Source organism: Streptomyces sp. NPDC088194 (assembly GCF_040702025.1).
Taxonomy (GTDB): Bacteria; Actinomycetota; Actinomycetes; order Streptomycetales; family Streptomycetaceae; genus Actinacidiphila.
The window spans coordinates 1-18,508 of sequence record NZ_JBFBIV010000039.1; the positions used below are offsets into that span (position 1 = coordinate 1).

Sequence of the window (18,508 nt, forward strand, 5' to 3'; positions counted from 1 at the left end):
CACACACCCCCCTCACGCGTCACACGCTCTCGGGCGGGGGGCGCTCGACACCCCGCCCCCCCCCCCCCGCCGCGTCCATGCACCCCGGATCGCCGTACGGCGAGGCGGCCCGGCGTGCCGTGCTCAGGTCCTCACACGGTCAGGACGATCTTCCCGGTCGCGTGGCCCGTCTCGCTCTCCCGCTGCGCGTCGGCCGCCTCGGCGAGCGGATAGGCGCGATGCACGGCGAGGTGGAGCTTTCCGGCGGCGAGCAGGGCGAGCGCCTCCTCGAAGGCGGGCCGGCTGCGGTCGGATTCGCCGCCGCCGGAGAACGCGATCCCGGTCTCCTTCGCGGCCACGGCGTTGGCGACGGTGATGACGCGTTCGCTGCCGCCGGTCAGTTCGACGGAGTCCGCGAGCGCCTGCGGCTGACCGGAGAGGTCGAACGCGGCGTCGACCCCGTCGGGAGCGAGGGCCCGTACCCGCTCGACGAGACCGTCGCCGTAGCGGACCGGCACGGCGCCGAGCGCGCGCAGGCGCTCGTGGTTGGCGTCGCTCGCGGTGCCGATCACCTTCACGCCGCGCGCGACCGCGAACTGGACGGCGACGGTGCCGACCCCGCCGGCGGCGCCGTGCACGAGCAGCGTCTCACCGGGCCGCAGGGCGAGCGGCTCCAGCGCGCGGTAGGTGGTTTCGGTGGCGACCGGGAGCGCCGCGGCGGCGGCCCAGTCGAGGCTGTCCGGCTTCGGTGCCAGGCGGTCGGCGGGCGCGAGTGCCTGTTCGGCGTACGAACCGGTGACGGTCTGGCCGAAGACCTCGTCGCCGACGGCGAACCCGGTGACGCCGGGGCCGACCGCCTCGACCACACCGGACGCCTCGACGCCGGGCACGTGCGGGAAGGAGGTCGGGAAGACCTGCTGCATGGCGCCGGAACGGATCTTGCTGTCGACCGGGTTGACGCCCGCGGCGCGCACGGCGATCCGCACCTGCCCGGCGCCCGGCTCGGGCAGGTCGACGTCAAGGGTGTGCAGCACGTCAGGGGTGCCGAACTCGGTGAAGGCGATGGCCTTGGTCATGGCGTGTCCCGCTCCTGGGTGTCTCGATGGCTTGCGTGTTCAGCTGATCGGTCGGTGCACGGTGATCGGGGAACGGCGCCTGGTGCGCCGCCCGTTCACCGCCGTCCTCCAGCATCGCTCGCCACCGCGCCGATCCACCCGTCTCTTGGGAGGGTTCCGCCTGGCCGAAAGGCCAGTTCGCCCGGTCGGCCGAGGCCGTACCGTGGAATGCATGCAGACGCATGGTGGGAAACGTGTCCAGGACGCGCTGGCCCGGGCGCACTCGGTGATGTCGGCGCCGCTGCCCGACACCATGGACCGGATGTCGGAGGCGCTGGCGGACGTCGTCCCGCATGTGGCGCTGGCCCGGCTGACCAGCGTGTGCACGTTCACGCCGACGCAGTTCGCCGGGGACGCCGAGGTGGCCGGGCGGATCACGGCGGCCGAGTTGCAGCGGCTGGTGGAGCGGGTGACGGTCGGCACGCCGTGGCTGGGCGAGGCGGAACTGGCCGGCCAGGCGCGGCCGGTGCTCGCGGTGGCGACGGCGCCGCAGGGCGTCAGCGGCCCGTCGCTGCTGGCGGTGGCCCGCACCTCGGGCGAGCCGCTGGACGCGGACGCGGCGGGACTGGCGCAGGGGCTGTGGGACCTGGTGAGCACGCACACCGGGCGCCGTACCGGAGAGGCCGACCCCGCGCAGACGGCGAGTTCACGGGCCGCGGCCGGGGCGCGGGCGCGGGCCATCGCGGACTTGACGGACGCGCACTCCAGCGTGCTGTCGGCGATCCTCGGCACCCTGCGTACGCCCGCGCTCGACGACCGTACGGCCCGGCGGGCGGCGGTGGACCTGGCGGTGGCGGCGCTGGTGGAGGCCAGGGCCGGGCTGGAGCTGGACCGGGCGGTGAGCGAGGAGCCGGCGGACACGGCCTTCGGGCGGCTGACCGACGAGTTGCGGGCGCTGTTGCGCTACAGCCCGGTCACCTTGGACCTGCGGGCGCCCGGGTCGCGGCGGACGCTGCCGGCGGACGTGGCGCACACCGCGCGGGCCGCGGTGCGCGGCGCGGTGCTGGCGCTGCTGGAGCAGGGGGAGGAGCCGGGCCGGCTGCATGTGAGCTGGACGCTGGAGCAGGAGGCGCTGCGGGCGGTGGTGCGCGACGACGGCCCGGGGCGGCTGGAGTTGGCGGCGCTGGCGGCGCACCGGGTGCCGGATCGGCTGGCCGCGCTGGACGGCGGGGTGGTGGTGGACGCGCTGCCGGGCTGGGGCAGCACCGTGACGGTGACGGTGCCGCTGGACCCGCCGGTCGTGCCCGCACCGGCGGGCGGGCTACCGGGGGCCGGGAACGCGCTGGAGTCCCTGCACCCGAGGGAGCGCGAGGTGCTGGCGCAGCTGGTGCTGGGCCGGCGCAACCGCGACATCGCGGCGGCGCTGCACATCAGCGAGTCGACGGTGAAGTTTCATGTCGCGAACATTTTCGGCAAGTTGGGCGCCGGTTCGCGCGGGGAGGCGGTGGCCATGGCCCACAGCGCGGGCGTGGCCCAGGGCGCCGTGGCGGCGATGGCCGCTGCCACGACGGGGGGCCGTGAGGCGGCCCGGCTCGACGGGATCACGGCGGCGACGAGGACGTCGGGCGCGGCCCGCCCGGGTACGGGGTCGGCGGGTGCGGTGCGCGGACCCGCCACCGCGGCCACCGCTCCCCCGCCCGGCGCGGCGACCGGCCCCCGCGCCCGCAGGGCCACGCGCACCGGAACCGGAACCGGCCGCGGCACCGACGGCGGCACGACGACCGGCGCGAACCGGAAGGCCCGTACGGCACGGGCGAGCGGCGCGGCACCCCAGGCGCCCCAGGCGCCCCAAGCGCTCCGGGCGGCCCGCACGACCGGACCCGCGACGCCGGCCGCCCGGCCCGCGACCCCGGCGATCCGCCCGCCGCGCGCGGTCGGCGACTGAGCGCGGCGGGTCCGCGCGAAGACGTACCGCAGCAGCAGGAAGCGGGCGATCCCGGCGGCCCCGGAGGCGGCGAGGTAGACGCCCTGCCGCACCAGGGCGCCGCCGCCGGTGTGGAAGGCGTCGTAGCCGAGCAGCGCGCCGGTGGTGAAGAGGTACGACAGCAGGACGGTGAGCCCGCTCGCGCAGTGGTCGCTCCAGCTCGCCCGGCCGCGCCGGAAGGTGAAGCGGGTGTGCAGTTCGGTGGCGAGCAGGGTGGTCACGACGGTGACGACGGCGTTGGCGGCGGCGACCGGCGCGCGGTCGCCGACCAGCAGCAGCGCGCCGCTGCCCAGCAGGGTGACGCCGCCGCCGAAGACCACGAACCGGACGAAGGCCGGTACGGCGCGTATCGCCGCCGGGGCGGTGCCCGCCCCCGTTGCTGCCATGGTGCCTGCCACAGGCTCTCCTCGTGTTGCCGACCGACCACCCGAGCCTCTCGCGGCGGCGCGGCCCAGCCCATCCGGCGAATCCCCCAACTCCTATGGGGGCTTACCCCACCATGGAGTCAGGGTGAACCCCCTACAGGGTCTCACCGGTCACATAAGCATTCTCTATATGAAAAGGTCATGAGAGAGTTTAACCATCATTTACAAGGTGGGTGGCACATGTCACCCTTTCATCCACAAGTAATATGCCCGGTTTGTGGCGAGAGACACGCTTCCCAAACTTGCTCTCGCACCCCGACCCGTGCGAGAGTCGAGTACAACGGCCGCCACGGACCCGAGCTCGGCCGTTCCCAGGGCGCCGCGGAACACCCCCCCTGCTTCGCGGCGATGTTGAAGAGGCCCCCCGCTGTCATCCCCCCCGACGCGCGGAGGGCCTCTTCCCGTTCCCGGCGGTTCCGACGAGTCTCCCGCATCGCTCCTGACGAGTGTGCCGCACCCCTCAGATCCGGTCCATGACCCGCAGCTCGAACCACGTGGTCTTGCCGCGCGGCTGGAGGTCGACCCCCCAGCGGTCGGAGAGCTTGTCGACCAGGAAGAGCCCGCGGCCGCTGGTGTCCATCTCGCGCACCGGCATCAGGCAGGGCAGCGCCCGCGACGGGTCGCGGACCTCCACCCGCACCCAGCCGCGCCGCCGTGGCATCCGCAGCCCGAACATCTGCGCACCGGTGTGCCGTACCGCGTTGCCGACCAGTTCCGAGACGAGCAGTTCCACGGTGTCGGCGAGGTGCGGCAGGCCCCACATCCGCACCACCGACAGCGACAGCCGGCGGGCGGTGGAGGCCGACTCGGGCCGCGAGGCGAGGTGCACCTCCTTGACCGAGGGGTCCCCGATCAGCTCCAGTGCCTTGGCCGCGGCGGCGGCTGCGTCGTCGGGGTCATCGGCCTCACCGGGGTCGTCCGCGGCCATGAGCGGTACCCCGTCAGCCACTTGTGCCGCCTGCCGCGGCTGCTCCGCACCACCCCGTACCGCCATGTCTTCATGATGGCCGTAACAGGACGGGTTCGCCCGGTAACCCCGCTAATTCATCTGAACCGGCGTCACCCACGTCACACGGCGCCGGCGCGCCCCCGGCCGGGCGGCCGCGAGCACTCGTGACCGCGCCCGCGACCGCCCGCGACCGCCCGCGAACCGAACCGCGCTCAGGCGAACTCCGCCTGGCCGGGGCCGTTCTCGACGAAGCTGCGCATCCCCGTCTCGCGGTCCTCGGTCGCGAACAGTCCGGCGAACAGGGTGCGTTCGAGGGTGAGCCCGCTGGCGAGGTCGGTGTCCAGGCCGCCGTCCACGGCCTCCTTCGCGGCCCGCAGCGCGTACGCCGGGCCGCGGGCCAACTGCCGCGCCCACGCCAGCGCCTGCGCGTACACCTGCTCGGCCGGGACCACCCGGTCGACCAGGCCGAGGGTCTGCGCCTCGGCCGCGCCGACGGTCCGGCCGGTGAAGATCAGGTCCTTGGCGCGGGACGGGCCGACCAGCCGGGCCAGCCGCTGGGTGCCGCCCGCGCCCGGGATCAGCCCGAGCAGGATCTCCGGCTGGCCCAGCTTGGCGTTCTCCGCGGCGATCCGGATGTCCGCGCACAGCGCCAGCTCGCAACCGCCGCCCAGCGCGTAGCCGTTGACCGCCGCCACCACCGGCTTCGGGATGCGGGCCACCGCGCTGAAGGCGTCCTGCAACCCGCGCGAGCGGTCCACCATGTCCTGGTAGGACATCGCCCGCATCTCCTTGATGTCCGCGCCCGCCGCGAACACCTTCGGGCCGCCCCACACCACCACCGCCCGTACGTCCGCCCGCGCGGCGGCCTGCTCGGCCAGCTCCTTGAGCAGGTCCTGCATCGCCGCGTCCAGCGCGTTCATCGGCGGCCGGTCCAGCCGGATGGTGCCGACGCCGTCCTCGACCTCAAGAGTCACCGGGGTTTCAGTCATGACCGGAGCGTACGACGACGGCCCGCCCCGGCGAAGGGCGGGCCGTACGGTCGATCTCCTCGGCCGGAGGCCGGATGCCTGATCGGGACGGTCGGATCGGGACGGTCGGATCAGGACGGTCGGGTCATGACGATCGGGTCAGGACGCCTGCGTCCACTCGCTCCACGGCATGTTCCAGCCGTTGAGGCCGTTGTACCACGGCACCGTCTTGTCGTGGGAGTTGGTCACCTGGACCACGTCCCCGATCAGCGAGTTGTTGTAGAACCAGGCGGCCGGTGTGCTCGCGTCGCCCGCGCCGCGCACGTCGTGCAGCCCGACGCAGCCGTGGCTGGTGTTGCTGTGGCCGAAGACGGAGGTCGCGGCCCAGTAGTTGCCGTGGATGAAGGTGCCGGAGTTGGTCAGCCGCATCGCGTGCGGCACGTCCGGGATGTCGTACTCCCCGCCGAAGCCGACCGTGTCACCGTTCATCCGGGTCTTGATGTACTTCTCCGAGATCACCATCTTGCCGTTGTACGTGGTGTGTGCCGGAGCGCCGGAGGAGATCGGGATGGTCCTGATCGCCTTGTTGTCGCGGTAGACGGTCATGGTGTGCTTCGCCGCGTCCACCACGCTGACCTGGCGGCGGGCCACCGTGAAGTGCACCGACTTGTTCTGCTTGCCGTACACCCCGGGGGCGCCCTCCACCCCGTCCAGGTTGAGCTTGAGGGTGACCTTGGTGCCGGCCGCCCAGTAGTCCTGCGGGCGGAAGAAGAGCTGGGTGTTGCCGTTCCAGTGGCCCGCGATCGGCACGGACGGCGACGCGGTGACGCTCAGCCCCTGCTCGACGGCCTTCTTGTTGGTGATCGGCCGGTTGAAGTTGAGGTACACCTCCATGCCGACACCCACGGTGGAGTTGTCCTCCGGGGTGAAGAACCCGACGAAGGTGTCCTTGGGCACCACCGTGGTGAAGGTCGCGTGCTTGTCGGACTCGCGGCCCGAGGAGTCCTTCGCGGACGCGTCCACCGTGTACTCGGTGGAGGTGTTGAGATGGCCGCTGGGCGCCCAGCCCAGCCCGTCGGACGTGATGCTGCCGTCCACCGGGTTGCCCTTGTCGTCCTTCACGGTCACCGTGGACAGCTTGCCGCCCGTCGCCGCCACCTTGAGCACACCGGTGGTCGCGACGTTGCTCGCGCCGTCCTTGGGCGTGATGTCGACGACCGCCTTCGAGACGGTCGTGTCCGGGGCGCTGGTCTTGGCGCCACCGCCCTTGCCGTCGTCGCTGCCCGAGCTCGCCTTGCTGCCGCTGCCGTCGGGACCGCAAGCGGTCACCACCAGCATCAGCGCTCCGAGCACCAGAGCCGCAGCCGCGTGCCTTCTGGCACCACGGGCCCCACCTATCGGCTTCAAAGTCCTGACTCCCCTACCGCGCGACACACCCGAACTCCCCCTGCCAGCGCAAGAAAACCATATGAACCGCGTACCCGTGCCACGGGAATGTCACTGTTCCGTCCCAACTGCCATCCGGGTGTCTACCCGAAGACGCGGCCGGTCAACGCCCGATTCACCTCGGGAGTACCGGGTGCGCACGTGTACGGATACCCGCCGCGGCTCAGAGCGCGGACCCGGCGGTCCACTCCGGCCAGCTCAGGTTCCACCCGCTCATCCCGTTGTCCGGGGCGACCGTGGCGTCCGGGGAGTTCACCACCTCCACAGTGTCGCCCACGATGGACTGCCCGTAGAACCACCCGGCCGGCGTGTCCGCGCCGCCGCCCTTGCGGTCCCGCAGGCCGACGCAGCCGTGGCTGACGTTCCGCGTGCCGAAGACGTACGGCGGCGACCAGTAGTTGCCGTGCACGAAGGTGCCCGATCTGGTCAGCCGCATCGCGTGCGGCACGTCCGGGATGTCGTACTCCCCGCCGAAGCCCACGGTGCTGCCGTTCATCCGCGTCACCTTGTACTTCTCGGAGATCATCATGATGCCGTTGTACGTGGTGTGCTGGTCGCTGCCCGCGGAGATCGGCAGCACGCGCAGCAGGTGGCCGTCGCGGACCACGGTCATGGTGTGGGTGAGCACGTCCACGGTGCTGTGCTGGTCACGGCCGACGGAGAAGGCCACGTCCTTGGACTGGACCCCGCGCACGCCCGGGGTGCCCATCACCCCGCGCAGCCGCAGATGGAGGGTGACCCGGGTGCCCGGCTGCCAGAACCGGGCCGGGCGCAGGTCGAGCCGCTGGTCGCCGAACCAGTGGCCGGTCACCTCGACCGGCGGCACGCTGGTGACGCTGACGCCGCGCTCGACGGCGGCCCGGTCGGTGATGTGCCTGGTGAAGTCCAGGGAGATGATCATTCCGGTGCCGACGGTGGTCCCCGTCTCCGGGGAGTAGACACCCACGAACGCCGGCGGCTTCGTCGCCTGGCCCGTGCTCGCCGACGGGCGCGGCTTGTCGTCCGTGCCGCCGCCCGCGCCGCATCCGGCGGTCAGCACCGCCAGTGCCGCCACCGCCGCGGCGATCACCGCGACCGGACCCTTCGTTGCACGCTGTGCGCGCGTCGCCACACCTGTCACACAAGGTCAACGACGTGATGCCGGGTTGGTGACTGCGCGGCGGCTTCGGGGTGACGGGCCACCCGCGAGGGAACAATGCCTGCAAAGACACGGTCGGCCGCCGGGCACGGGACGCCTGGCGACGCCGAGAGCCGTGCCGGAGCCGCTGGAGGGCAGACACGTGTCCGAGACGCGCGAGTTCGGCGCCGCCGGGCGGGCGGAGTCCTTCCCCCGCCCGGCCCCGGGAGTCCGTGAAGTGCCCCAGCAGCCCGGTATACCCGGCATACCCGGGGCCCCGGCCGCGCCGCCGGGGCCCCGTACCAGCCCGACGAGCGGCACGGGCCCGACGAGCGGCACGAGCCGTACGCACAGCGCGGGCCCGGGGACCGGCGCCGCCCCGGCCTCCCCCGCCGACGCGCCGCCGGCCCCCGCCACCGTCTGGCCCGGCTCCCCGCAGCCGCTCGGCGCCCGCTTCCACACCGGCCCCGACGGCACGCCCGGCACCAACTTCGCGCTGTGGGCGGGCGGCGCGGAGTCCGTCGAGGTCTGCCTGTTCGCCGACGACGGCACCGAGACCCGCGCCCCGCTCACCGAGCTGACCCACGAGGTGTGGCACGGCTTCCTGCCCGGCGTGCGCCCCGGGCAGCGCTACGGCCTGCGGGTCGACGGCCGCTGGGACCCGTGGACCGGCGCCCGCTGGAACCCGGCGAAGCTGCTGCTCGACCCGTACGCCCGCGCGGTGGACGGCGGGTTCACGATGGTCCCCGAGGTGTACGGCCACGCGCGCGACTGGCCCGAGCAGGACGTCGCCGACACCGTGCGCGACAACCGCGACTCCGCGCCGTACGTCCCCAAGGGCGTCGTGGTCGAGGACGACGACGACTGGCAGGACGACCGCCGCCCCAAGACGCCCTGGTCGGACACGGTCATCTACGAGCTGCACGTGCGCGGGTTCACCCGGCGGCACCCCGACGTCCCGCCGGAGCTGCGCGGCAGCTACGCCGGTCTCGCCCACCCGGCCGCGATCGCGCACCTGACCCGGCTGGGCGTCACCGCCGTGGAGCTGCTGCCGGTGCACCAGTTCGCCGACGAGGAGCACCTGCTGCGCCGGGGCCTGCACAACTACTGGGGCTACAACTCGATCGGCTACTTCGCCCCGCACGCCGGGTACAGCGCCAGCGGCAGCCGCGGCGGGCAGGTCGGGGAGTTCAAGCGGATGGTGCGGGCGCTGCACGCGGCGGGCATCGAGGTGATCCTCGACGTGGTCTACAACCACACCGCCGAGGGCGGCCAGGGCGGCCCGACGCTGTCGCTGCGCGGCATCGACAACCGCGGCTACTACCGGCTCGGCCCGGACCCGCGCGGCTACTCCGACTACACCGGCTGCGGCAACACCCTCAACGTGGTGCAGCCGCACGTGCTGCGGCTGATCACCGACAGCCTGCGCTACTGGGTCACCGAGATGGGCGTGGACGGCTTCCGTTTCGACCTCGCCGCCGCGCTGGCCCGCTCGCTGCACGACGTGGACATGCTCTCGCCGTTCCTCGCGGTGATCGCCCAGGACCCGGTGCTGCGCCGGGTGAAGCTGATCGCCGAGCCGTGGGACGTCGGCGACGGCGGCTACCAGGTGGGCGCGTTCCCGCCGCTGTGGACCGAGTGGAACGACCGGTTCCGCGACACCGTCCGGGACTTCTGGCGCGGCGCGACCGGCGACGTGCGCGACCTCGGCTACCGCCTGTCGGGGTCCAGCGACCTCTACGACTGGGGCGGCCGGCGGCCGTACGCCTCGGTCAACTACGTCACCGCGCACGACGGCTTCACCCTGCGCGACCTGGTCAGCTACAACGGCAAGCACAACGCGGCCAACGGCGAGGACGGCCGGGACGGCACCGACGACAACCGCTCCTGGAACTGCGGCGCGGAGGGCGGCACCGACGACCCGGACGTCCTCGCGCTGCGCCACCGCCAGTTGCGGAACCTGCTGGCCACGCTGCTGCTGTCCACCGGGGTGCCGATGCTGGTGGCCGGCGACGAGATGGGCCGCACCCAGGGCGGCAACAACAACGCCTACTGCCAGGACAACGAGACCGGCTGGGTGGACTGGTCGCTGCGCGAGGACCCGTGCTGGGCGGCGCTGCTCGACCTGGCCGCGCGGCTGATCGCGCTGCGCCACGCGCACCCGGTGCTGCGCCGCGGCGGCTTCTTCTCCGGCCTGTCGCTGGCGCCCGAGGGGCTGCGGGACGTGACCTGGTTCGGGCCGGACGGGCGCGAGATGGCCGAGGAGGACTGGTTCGCGCCGTCCGCGACGCTGGGCATGCTGCTGTCCGGCCGCGACATCCCGCAGCGGGACGCGCGCGGCGAGCCGGTGGTGGACGACAGCTTCCTGCTGATCGTGCACGCCGACCACCGCCCGCTGGAGTTCACGCTGCCGGGACCGCCGTGGGCGTCGGGGTACGAGGTGGTGCTGGACACCGCGGAGGACGGAACGCCCGGTCAACTCGTCGCGGACGGAACGCCCGCTCAACTCGTCGCGGACGGAACGGACGTTCAGCCCGCCGCGGACGGAACGGACGGTCGACTCGTCGCGGGCGGACGGCCGGTGACGATCTCGGCACGCTCGGTACGGCTGCTGCGGATACGGCCGGAATCGGGCTGAACCCGGCCGTCCCGCCCCGTCCCGGCCGCCCCCGCCCGACCTGGACCGTCCCGGCATCTCGCAGGTCAGAACCCTGTGGAAGTTACCGAGTGGTCCAGTCCATATTGGCGGGGTGAGCTCTCCGCATTTCGGCCCCGAAGCCGCCACCGCCGTTTCGGGGCCTTCCGTACGCCCGCCGGCCGGCCCGCTGTGGTCCGCCAACTTCCGGTACTTCTTCACCGCCCGCACGGTCGCGATGCTCGGCGACACCATGCTGCCCGTGGCGCTGTCGGCGGGCCTGCTCGGCTACGGCTACTCGGCCGGCGACATCGGCCTGGTGATGGCCGCGTCCACCGCCTGCTTCGCCGGGTTCGTGGTCTTCGGCGGGGTGTTCGCGGACCGGTTCGACGCCCGCGCGCTGATGATCGGCGCGGACCTGGTCCGGGTCTGCTCGCAGTCCACCGCGGCCGTGCTGTTCGCCACCCACCAGGTGCGGCTGTGGGAGATGGCCGTGATCGCGGTGATCAACGGCACCTGCGCGGCGATGTTCCAGCCCGGCGTGGCCAGCACCATCGTGCGGGTAGCGACCGACGTGCAGGGCGCCAACGGGGCGACCCGCACCGCCGAGTCCGTGGCCAGCCTGGTCGGACCCGCGCTCGCGGGCGTGCTGGTCGGCTTCACCTCCACCGGCGTGGTCTTCGCCGCCCACGCCACCACCTACCTCGCCAGCGCGCTGTGCCTGATCTCGCTGCGGCTGCCGCCGCTGCCGCCGCGGCTGACCGCGGCCGTCTCGACCTTCCGGGCCGACCTGGCCGAGGGCTGGCGGGAGTTCCGCGCCCGCACGTGGATGTGGTCGGTGATCCTCGTGTGGATGGTCTACATGGTGTGCACGGTCGGCCCGTACACCCCGCTGGCCGCCGCCCAGATCATCCCGGCCCACGGCGCGGGCGCCTACGGCCTGGTCAACTCCGCGCTCGGCGCCGGCACCGCGCTCGGCGCGCTGTGCGCGATGCGGATACGGTCCAGCCGGCCGTTGCGGGCCGGCTCCCTCGCGCTCTTCGGCACGATGCTCATGCCGACGTCCGTCGGCCTCGGGCTCCCCGTCTGGGCGATCACCTGCTGCATGCTCGTGGCCGGGGCCAGTTCGGCCTACTGGGGCGTCAACTGGGCGACCAGCGTGCAGACCCAAGTGCCCGGGGACATCCTCAACCGCATCCACGCCTACGAAGTCGCCGGCTCCATCGCCATGGTCCCCGTCGGCCAGGCCATGGCCGGTCCCGCCTCCACCACGTTCGGCGCCCGCCACGTCCTCCTCCTCGGCGGCGCCGTCCCCCTCCTCGTCGCCACCGCCCTCCTCGCCATCCCCGCCGTCCGCAACCTCCCCCGCAAATAGCTCCCCACGGTGCCGGACCCCCCAGGCCGCCCCGTTCTGTCGGTTCCGGGACCACCCCCCGGTGGGTGCCTCGTCGCGCCGTTCTCCCCCAGAGCTTCGCCTGGGAGGTGCCCCCACGCGCCCCTGGTCCAGTACGGGTCCCCCGCGCCCCACGGCAACCCGCCGCGAGTGCCCAGGCCCGACCCCGACCCCACGCCGCCTCTGGTTGCCCGCGCAGTTCCCCGCGCCCCTGAGCAAGTGCGGGTCCCCCCGTGCCCCTGGGGAGCCCCCACCCGCAGGGTGAACCCGGAACCCGCAACGCCACCCCAGCCAGGTCAGGTTCTTTCCGAGGAAGCAGCCGCAGTCACTCAGGGGCGCGGGGAACTGCGCGACAAGCCCCCACCCACGTGGTGATCCCGGAACCCACATCAAGCCCCCCACCAGGGGAGCTTCTTTTCACGGAAGAGCCGTCACACACGCAGGGGCGCGGGGAACGGCGCGACAAGCCCCCCACCGGCAGGTGGTCCCGGAACCGACAGAACGCACCGCCCCGGAGGGTCAGCCCCCCACCACCACCCTCAACTCCCCCAGCGCCTCCCCCACGAACTCCCCGAGCGAACGCCCACCCTTCCCCCCGGGCACCCCACCCCCGCCCGCATCAACCCCCACCCACTGCTCGAACCCCACCTTGAACACCGCGATCCCCGCTTCCCCCGCCAGACTCGCCGCCGGCTCCGCGACCCCCCGCCGCCGCAACCCCTCCGCGAGCCGCGCCGATATCGCCGCGAGCTTGATCAACTCCCGCTCCCGCAACTCCTCGTTCGCGAGGATGATCTCCTGCCGCTGCCGGGCGAACTCGTACCGCCCCGCGAACACCTCCGCCACCCCCGCCAGCGTCGCCGCCACCGCCTCCATCGGCGTGGCCGCCGCAGGCACCCCCGCCAGCGTGTCCACGAAGAGCTTCTCCAGCTGAGCCGCCCCCGCGAACAGCACCTCCCGCTTGTCGGCGTAGTGCCGGAAGAACGTCCGCTCGGTGAGCCCCGCACGACTCGCGATCTGCGCGGCGGTGGTCTGCTCGAACCCCCGCTCCCGATAGAGCTCCATCGCGGCCTGTTCGAGCCGCCCCCGCGCGTTCGGCTCCCATCGACCCATGCCCCGATCCTACGCGATAGCAGTGACTGACATCGAGTGCTACGGTTGATAGCAGTGACTGACATCGGAAGTCGCGACCCGGCATCTGCCGGCCTACCCTGCCTACCAGGAGGCTCCCCTCATGCGTGTGTTCATCACCGGCGCGTCCGGCTGGATCGGCTCCGCGGTCGTACCGGAACTCCTCGGCGCCGGCCACCAGGTGATCGGGCTGGCCCGCTCCGACGCCTCGGCCGACGCCCTCGCCCGGGCCGGCGCGGAAGTGCGCCGCGGCACGATCGACGACATCGACACGCTGCGCGACGCGGCCGCCGAGTCCGACGGCGTGATCCACCTGGCCTTCAAGCACGACATCGCGTTCAGCGGCGGCTTCGAGGCCGCGGCGGACGCGGACCGCCTCGCCATCGACGCCTTCGGCGAGGTGCTCGCCGGCTCCGACCGGCCGTTCGTCATCGCGTCCGGCGTGCTCGGGCTGTCCCCGGGCCGGCTCGCCACCGAGCAGGACGGCCTCGCGGGCAGCCCGGTCGGCGACCACGTGACCGGCGGTCCGGCCAAGCGCCTGGCCAACGCGCACGCCACGGCCGCCCTCGCCGAGCGCGGGGTGCGCTCCTCCGTCGTCCGCCTCCCCCCGACGGTGCACGGAGACGGCGACCACGGCTTCCTCGCCACCATCGTCGGCACCGCCCGCGCCAAGGGCGTCTCCGGCTACGTCGGCGACGGCGCCAACCGCTGGCCGGCCGTACACCGTTCCGACGCCGCGACCCTCTTCCGGCTGGCCCTGGAGAGCGCCCCCGCCGGATCGACGCTGCACGCCGTCGCGGACGAGGGCGTGCCGATCCGCGAGCTCGCCGAGGTGATCGGGCGCCACCTCGACCTGCCGGTGGCCTCGATCGCCCCCGACGACGCGGACGCCCACTTCACCTGGATGTCCACCTTCATCGGCCTCGACAGCCCCGTCTCCAGCGCCCGCACCCGCGAGCTGCTCGACTGGCAGCCGACCGGCCCCGGCCTCCTCGAAGACCTCGACAAGGGCCACTACTTCACCACTCCGACCGCCTGACCCCCGCTCCCCTCTCCCCCGCCCCGCCACCCGAACAGCGCCCGCCCGGGCCTGTCCCGGCGGCGGGGCCGCCTTCTCTCCACGTCCTTCTCTCTATGTCCTTCTCTCCACGTCACCGCGCCGTCCATGTCCGCCGGCTGCCCGTACCGGGCACGGCCCCGGCTCGTTGACCAGCCGGGACGCACTCCCCGGACCATGGAGGAACGAGATGGGCGCGGCGCTCGCTCCTGCGCCGTAGCCGGCGCGCGGGCGCTACACCAGGCTGTCCTGCCACGCCTGGTGCAGCCCGGCGAAGTGGCCCTCGTCGGCGATGAGTTCGGCGGGGGTGCCGTCCTCGACGACGTGGCCGGCCCGCATCACCAGGACCCGGTCGGCGATCTCCACCGTGGACAGGCGGTGCGCGATGATCACCGCGGTACGGCCGCGCAGCACCGTGTCCATGGCGTGCTGGACGGCCTGTTCGCCGGGGACGTCGAGCGAGGACGTCGCCTCGTCGAGGATGAGGACGGCCGGGTCGGCGAGCAGCGCCCGGGCGAACGCGACGAGTTGGCGCTGCCCGGCCGAGATCCGGCCGCCGCGCTTGCGGACGTCGGTGTCGTATCCGTCGGGCAGGGCGGCGATGAAGTCGTGCGCGCCGATCGCCTTCGCCGCGGCCTCGATCTCCTCGCGGGTGGCGTCGGGCCGCCCGATGGTGATGTTCTCCGCGACGGTGCCGGAGAAGAGGAACGCCTCCTGGGTGACCATGACCACGCCCTGGCGCAGGTCGTCCCGGGCGAGGTCGCGCAGCGGCACGCCGTCGAGCAGGACGCGGCCGTCGGTCGGGTCGTAGAAGCGGGCGAGCAGCTTCGCGAGCGTGGACTTGCCCGCGCCGGTCGCGCCGACCACCGCGACCGTCTGCCCGGCGGGGATGCGCAGGTCGAAGGTGGGCAGCACCTCGCCGCCGGTGCGGTAGGCGAACCGCACGGCGTCGAAGACGACCTCGCGGCCGGGCAGCGCGTCGTCGCCGCGGGCGGGCAGCGCTTCCGGCCGCTCCGGCTCCGGCACGGTCGGCGCCTGCGCGAGCAGCCCGGCGATCTTCTCCAGCGACGCGGCCGCGGACTGGTAGGAGTTGAGGAACATCCCGAGCCGGTCGATCGGGTCGTACAGCCGCCGCAGGTAGAGCACGAACGCGGCGAGCACGCCGAGCGCCATGCCGCCGCCGGCCACCCGGTAGGCGCCCCACAGCACGATCCCGGCGATGGTGATGTTGGCGATCAGCCGGGACCAGACGACGTAGCGCGCCATCTCCAGGATCGCGTCGCCGTTGGCCTGGTAGTGCCGCGCGTTCAGCTCGGCGAACGCCTCGTCGTTGGGCTGCTCGCGGCGGAACGCCTTGACCGGGCGGATGCCGTTCATCGTCTCGGTGAACTTCACGATGACCGCGGCGATCGCGGTGGAGCGCCTGCGGTACGCCTCGACGGCGCGGCCCTGGTAGCTGCGGATGGCCAGGTACAGCGGGCCGTACGACACCAGGGTGAGCAGGCCGAGCTTCCAGTCCAGGAAGAGCAGCAGGGCGGTGATGTAGACGGCGGAGAGCACGACCTCGATCAGCTCGTCGAGGCCGTCGTTGAGCAGTTCGCGGATCGACTCGACGTCGGAGGTGGCGCGGGCGATCAGCCGCCCGGAGGTGTAGCGCTCGTGGAAGTCGAGGCTGAGGGTCTGGGCGTGCCGGAAGATCCGCCCGCGCAGGTCGACCAGGACGTCCTGGCTGACCCGGGCGGCGGCCCTGATGAACACCCGTTGCAGCGCGCCGGACGCGAGGCCGCAGCCGATGTAGCCGCAGGCCACCGCGATCAGCGGGCCGTGCCGGCCGTCGCGGACCGCGGGGATGGCGTGGTCGATGGCGTAGGCGACCAGCAGCGGGCCGACCTGGACGGCGGCCTGCTGGATCAGCAGGTAGATCGCCGCGGCCCAGACCCGTTTGGAGTGCGGGCGCAGCAGGGAGCGCAGCAGCCGGAGTTGGGCGTTGCGCGGCGCGGGGAGGACGTCCCGGTCGAACGGGTCGCCGTCGCCGGGTGTCGCGGGCGCGGCGGGTGCGGCGGCGGCAGGCGCGGCGGGCGCGGTGCTCGTCGCGGGGCCCGGGAGGGTGCCGGTCGCGGCGCCCGTGAGGTCCGCGGAACCCTGGGAGTCCTGGGTGCCCTTGGGGTCCGGGGCGTCCGGCGTGGGTCCGGTCGTGGTGGCGGCCGAGGGGGTCATCAGGCGTCGCTCCCTTCGAGCGCGGCGAGTTCGTCGTGCTCCTGCGCGCCGCCCGACATCAGATAGCGGTACTCGGCGCTGTCGCGCAGCAGGTCGGCGTGGGTGCCGACGGCGGTGATCCGGCCGTCGGCGAGGAGGGCGACGCGGTCGGCGAGCATGACCGTCGAGGGCCGGTGGGCGACGACCAGCGCGGTGGTCTCCCGCAGCACGTCCCGCAGCGCGGCCTCGACCAGCGCCTCGGTATGCACGTCGAGCGCGGACAGCGGATCGTCCAGCACGAGGAACTGCGGGCGGCCGACCACCGCCCTGGCCAGCGCGAGCCGTTGCCGCTGCCCGCCGGACAGGCTCAGCCCCTGCTCGCCGACCTGGGTGTCCAGGCCCTGGGGCAGCGCGTCCACGAAGTCGCACTGCGCGACGGCCAGCGCGCGCCGCACCGCCTCCTCGTCGGCGCCGCCCGGACCCGCGCCCATCGCCACGTTCTCCCGCACGGTGGCGGAGAAGAGCGTCGGCTCCTCGAAGGCGACGGCGACCAGCGCGCGCAGCCGGTCGGCGGCCAGCCCCGCGGTGTCGACGCCGTCCAGGGTGATCCGGCCGCCGGTGGCGCGGTGCAGCCGGGGCAGCAGCGCGGTCAGGCTGGTCTTCCCGCAGCCGGTGGCGCCGACCAGCGCCATCGTCTCGCCGGGGCGGATGTGCAGGTCGATGCCGCGCAGCAGTTCGGGGCTGTGCGGCGGGGCGTCGGGGTAGCGGAAGCGGACGTCCTCCAGCCGGATGCCGTCGGGCCGGGCGTCGTCGCCGGTGCCGGTGGCGTCGGCCACGGTCGGGGTGTCGCAGACCTCGAAGTAGCGGTCGGCGGCGGTGGCCGACTCGTTGCTCATCGCGAGCAGGAAGCCGATCGACTCGACCGGCCAGCGCAGGGCGAGCGCGGTGGACAGGAACGCCACGAGGGTGCCGGCCGACAGCTTGTCGTCGGCGACCTGGAGCGAGCCGACCACCAGCGCGGCGCCGAGCGCGATCTCCGGGAGCGTCATGATGACCGCCCAGAGGTTGGAGAGCAGCCGCGCCTTGTGGATCTCGGTGTCCCACAGTTCGCGGGTCTGCCGGCGGAAGGCGTCGGCCTGGCTGCGGTGCCGGCCGAACGCCTTGATGATGCGGATGCCGAGCACGGACTCCTCGACGAGGGTGGCGAGGTCACCGGCCTGGTCCTGGGCCCGGCGGGCGGCGAGCGCGTAGCTGGTCTCGAAGTACGAGCACAGGATCATCAGCGGGACGGCCGGGGCGAGCAGCAGCAGCCCGAGCAGCCAGGACTGGCTGAAGAGGATCGCGAAGCCGATCAGGATCGTGGCCCCGTTGACCACCAGGAACACCAGCGGGAAGGCGAGGAACATCCGCAGGATCTGCAAGTCCATGGTGGCCCGGGAGAGCAGCTGGCCCGATGCCCACCGGTCGTGGAAATCCACCGGCAGGCGTTGCAAGTGCTCGTAGAGGTCCTTGCGCATGGCCGCCTCGACGCGGGCCAGCGGGCGGGCCACCAGCCAGCGCCGCACGCCGAACAGGCCGGCCTCCAGCAGCCCGAGCAGCAGCACCAGCCCGCCGCCGAGCCAGACCCCGCCCGGGTCGCGGTCCTGGACCGGCCCGTCGACCATCCACTTCAGCACCAGAGGGATGAGCAGCGACATGCAGGACGCCACCACCGCGACGACCGCCGAGACCGCCAGTCTCACCCGCACCGGTCTGACGTACGGCCACAGGCGGACCAGGGAGCGGACGGTGGATCGGTGGCGGTTTTCCGGCGCGGTCGTATCGCTGGTGGGAGAGGTCACTTGTCGACACTAGGCCCACCCTGTGACAGCCCTCATCCGGTTTTCCGGCCGGACGGCCCGCCGGTGCGACCGGGTACGCCCTACCGATCGAGCGGCGAACACGCGTCCCCTCTGTCCGTTATGCGAACCCAACACCCCGGTGAACGAACGAGTTTCGGCCAAGTTTGCACCACAGCCATGACATGGACAGGTAAAGAATGCCACTCTGTGGCCCGTTCCACAGCAGCACCACGGAGTCATCCGCACCACGCAGTCCTCTTCTCCACCCCCACCATCCGGCGGCTCACCAACCCCTGCTGTCCGGACTGTCCCGGCCGCCACTCCGCGGCCGA

The 18,508-nt window shown here is 73.1% G+C and carries 11 protein-coding genes and 1 pseudogene; 4 read left to right on the forward strand and 8 right to left on the reverse strand.

The window, feature by feature from the left end:
- Positions 1-131: 131 nt before the first annotated feature.
- A complete protein-coding gene (locus tag AB0399_RS22020) occupies positions 132-1,055 on the reverse strand; it encodes an NADP-dependent oxidoreductase (protein WP_329364440.1) in 924 nt (307 codons plus the stop codon).
- A gap of 211 nt (positions 1,056-1,266) precedes the next feature.
- On the opposite strand from AB0399_RS22020, the gene AB0399_RS22025 reads away from it, so the two are divergent.
- The gene (locus tag AB0399_RS22025) at positions 1,267-2,979 is read left to right on the forward strand and encodes a helix-turn-helix transcriptional regulator (RefSeq protein WP_366412488.1); all 1,713 of its coding nucleotides are present in this window, start codon (positions 1,267-1,269) and stop codon (positions 2,977-2,979) included.
- Between the two features lie 924 nt (positions 2,980-3,903).
- On the opposite strand, the gene AB0399_RS22030 is transcribed toward AB0399_RS22025, so the two are convergent.
- From AB0399_RS22030 to AB0399_RS22045, 4 genes and pseudogenes are all read right to left on the reverse strand, one after another.
- Entirely contained in the window at positions 3,904-4,437 is a 534-nt protein-coding gene (locus AB0399_RS22030; RefSeq protein WP_366412489.1) for an ATP-binding protein, read from the reverse strand.
- Between the two features lie 167 nt (positions 4,438-4,604).
- A complete protein-coding gene (locus AB0399_RS22035) occupies positions 4,605-5,381 on the reverse strand; it encodes an enoyl-CoA hydratase-related protein (RefSeq protein ID WP_329364444.1) in 777 nt (258 codons plus the stop codon).
- 138 nt (positions 5,382-5,519) lie between these two features.
- The gene (locus tag AB0399_RS22040; RefSeq protein ID WP_329364445.1) at positions 5,520-6,698 is read right to left on the reverse strand and encodes an Ig-like domain-containing protein; all 1,179 of its coding nucleotides are present in this window, start codon (positions 6,696-6,698) and stop codon (positions 5,520-5,522) included.
- Positions 6,699-6,969: 271 nt separating this feature from the next.
- Positions 6,970-7,755 (reverse strand): annotated as a pseudogene (locus tag AB0399_RS22045) (Ig-like domain-containing protein); the annotation flags it as partial.
- Between the two features lie 331 nt (positions 7,756-8,086).
- Here AB0399_RS22045 and glgX point away from each other — a divergent pair.
- Both glgX and AB0399_RS22055 read left to right on the forward strand, forming a co-directional pair.
- On the forward strand, positions 8,087-10,561 hold the full coding sequence (gene glgX / locus AB0399_RS22050; protein ID WP_366412490.1) for a glycogen debranching protein GlgX: 2,475 nt from the start codon (positions 8,087-8,089) through the stop codon (positions 10,559-10,561).
- A gap of 187 nt (positions 10,562-10,748) precedes the next feature.
- Entirely contained in the window at positions 10,749-11,933 is a 1,185-nt protein-coding gene (locus AB0399_RS22055) for an MFS transporter (protein ID WP_329373879.1), read from the forward strand.
- 537 nt (positions 11,934-12,470) lie between these two features.
- Here the strand turns inward: AB0399_RS22055 and AB0399_RS22060 are convergent.
- Positions 12,471-13,064, reverse strand: a complete 594-nt coding sequence (locus AB0399_RS22060) for a TetR family transcriptional regulator (protein ID WP_366412491.1) — start codon at positions 13,062-13,064, stop codon at positions 12,471-12,473.
- 121 nt (positions 13,065-13,185) lie between these two features.
- Here AB0399_RS22060 and AB0399_RS22065 point away from each other — a divergent pair, with 121 nt between their 5' ends.
- A complete protein-coding gene (locus AB0399_RS22065; protein WP_366412492.1) occupies positions 13,186-14,121 on the forward strand; it encodes an SDR family oxidoreductase in 936 nt (311 codons plus the stop codon).
- 252 nt (positions 14,122-14,373) lie between these two features.
- Here AB0399_RS22065 and AB0399_RS22070 read toward each other — a convergent pair whose 3' ends face one another.
- Together AB0399_RS22070 and AB0399_RS22075 are read right to left on the reverse strand one after the other, a co-directional pair.
- Entirely contained in the window at positions 14,374-16,356 is a 1,983-nt protein-coding gene (locus AB0399_RS22070) for an ABC transporter ATP-binding protein (protein WP_366412493.1), read from the reverse strand.
- The gene (locus AB0399_RS22075; protein ID WP_329364455.1) at positions 16,356-18,083 is read right to left on the reverse strand and encodes an ABC transporter ATP-binding protein; all 1,728 of its coding nucleotides are present in this window, start codon (positions 18,081-18,083) and stop codon (positions 16,356-16,358) included. The genes AB0399_RS22070 and AB0399_RS22075 overlap by 1 nt, the downstream gene beginning before the upstream one ends.
- Positions 18,084-18,508 lie beyond the last annotated feature (425 nt).

What these genes read in the sequence shown, in the direction of transcription:
- AB0399_RS22020 (WP_329364440.1), bottom strand. Translation starts at nt 1,055, where the DNA reads ATGACCAAGGCCATCGCCTTCACCGAGTTCGGCACCCCTGACGTGCTG.
- AB0399_RS22025 (WP_366412488.1), top strand. Translation starts at nt 1,267, where the DNA reads ATGCAGACGCATGGTGGGAAACGTGTCCAGGACGCGCTGGCCCGGGCG.
- AB0399_RS22030 (WP_366412489.1), bottom strand. Translation starts at nt 4,437, where the DNA reads ATGGCGGTACGGGGTGGTGCGGAGCAGCCGCGGCAGGCGGCACAAGTG.
- AB0399_RS22035 (WP_329364444.1), bottom strand. Translation starts at nt 5,381, where the DNA reads ATGACTGAAACCCCGGTGACTCTTGAGGTCGAGGACGGCGTCGGCACC.
- AB0399_RS22040 (WP_329364445.1), bottom strand. Translation starts at nt 6,698, where the DNA reads ATGCTGGTGGTGACCGCTTGCGGTCCCGACGGCAGCGGCAGCAAGGCG.
- AB0399_RS22060 (WP_366412491.1), bottom strand. Translation starts at nt 13,064, where the DNA reads ATGGGTCGATGGGAGCCGAACGCGCGGGGGCGGCTCGAACAGGCCGCG.
- AB0399_RS22065 (WP_366412492.1), top strand. Translation starts at nt 13,186, where the DNA reads ATGCGTGTGTTCATCACCGGCGCGTCCGGCTGGATCGGCTCCGCGGTC.
- AB0399_RS22070 (WP_366412493.1), bottom strand. Translation starts at nt 16,356, where the DNA reads ATGACCCCCTCGGCCGCCACCACGACCGGACCCACGCCGGACGCCCCG.